Annotated in this window: 2 protein-coding genes; both read left to right on the top strand. The window is 55.6% G+C overall.

Annotation, left to right across the window (positions count from 1 at the left end; genetic code table 11):
• Nucleotides 1-52: 52 nt before the first annotated feature.
• Entirely contained in the window at nucleotides 53-484 is a 432-nt protein-coding gene (locus BUB38_RS15585; protein WP_073161648.1) for a transposase, read from the top strand.
• A gap of 50 nt (nucleotides 485-534) precedes the next feature.
• Nucleotides 535-1,482 carry an IS3 family transposase gene (locus BUB38_RS15590; protein WP_254794980.1) on the top strand — a complete coding sequence of 316 codons (948 nt, stop codon included), beginning with the start codon at nucleotides 535-537 and terminating at the stop codon, nucleotides 1,480-1,482.
• Nucleotides 1,483-1,555: the final 73 nt, after the last annotated feature.

Here is a 1,555-nt window from a genome sequence, read left to right on the forward strand (position 1 = left end):
TGTCTTATCCTGAAAAAAGTTGACACTATACAAAAAGGCAGGTATAGTGCAAATGGAGACAAAACAGGTCACAAAGTCGGTTCTCGCATACGACGAAAACGGCAACCATTTTTGGAAGGACGTGGTCAAGGAAAAGTTCATCTTTGACGACGAGGACCGGATAAAAATCGTCGCCGAATACAACGCGGGCAGGATGACCGCGGCGCAGATCGCGGAGAAATACCACCTCAGCAGCAAGCAGGTTCTCTTCAGCTGGATGGACAAGTACCTGCGCGAAGAATCGCTATCTTTGGAGAACCAAGACGGAGATGCGATGGCGAAGCCGCCCGAAGAACGGATAAGAGAACTGGAGCTGGAGAACAAGCGCCTGCAAAAGGCACTGGAGGCCGAGACGCTGAGGTCCAGGGCCTTCGACACGATGATCGAGCTTGCCGAGAGCAAGTTCAACATACCCATCAGAAAAAAATCTGGCACCAAACGGTAGGCCTGCTGCGCACGCGGCTTCCGGGAACTTCCCTGGAAGCGCTCTGCGGACTGTTTGGTTATAGCAGGCAGGCGTTCTACAAGAGGGATGACGACGACTTCGGGAACGAGGCTGTCGAGTCCATGGTCCTGGACGCAGCCAGGGAATATCGCACGGCCTGTCCGGGCATGGGATGCACAAAAATCTACAGACTGGTCGCAGGCAAGCTTGGCGGCACGGGCCGCGTGCCCGGTCGCGACTCCTTCACGGAACTCCTCCGCGAGAACGGCCTGATGGTAAGGATGCGCCGCCGTCGGCACTACAGGACTACATACTCGGATCACAACTACCGGAAGTACAAGAACCTGATCAAGGGAGTCGTCCCCAGCCGTCCGAACCAGATATGGGTCGCCGACATCACCTATGTCGAGACGGACGAGGGCGTGTGCTACCTGTCCCTCGTAACGGACGCCTACTCGCACAAGATCGTGGGCTGGGCGCTCGGCCCGACGCTGGAGACACGCTACCCTCTGGAAGCCCTGAGGATGGCACTCGCGCAGGTTCCCGAATCATCGTTGCCGTTCCTGATCCACCACTCGGATCGTGGCTGCCAGTACTGCAGCTACGAATATGTCGGCGAACTGAAAAAGCGCAACATCGGCATCAGCATGACGCAGAGCGGGGATCCGCTCGAGAACGCCGTGGCGGAACGCGCAAACGGAATCCTCAAGACGGAATGGCTATACAAGATGAAGCTCAGGACGCGGTCGGAGTGCCGCCGTGAACTCGAGAGAATCATCAGGTTCTACAACGAAGAACGCCCGCACATGAGCATCGGCTGGCAGACCCCGGAAAAGGTCCACAGCCAGGAAGGCCCCCAAAGAAGATGCTGGAGGAACCCGTGGGAACGAAGGCTCGCGAACAAAAATATATCTTTGGAAGAAGATGTCGGACTGGACAACGACAACCATATCGGTGATAGTGTCAACCAGATCCGTGATACCGAGGGAAAGGTGTAAACCATATCAGTGAAACTGTCAACTCGGTCAGTAAAAACACCCCAAAAGTGTCAACCTTTTTTAGGGAAGGTCA

The organism is Fibrobacter sp. UWH5 (genome assembly GCF_900142505.1).
In the GTDB taxonomy this organism is placed as follows: Bacteria; Fibrobacterota; Fibrobacteria; order Fibrobacterales; family Fibrobacteraceae; genus Fibrobacter.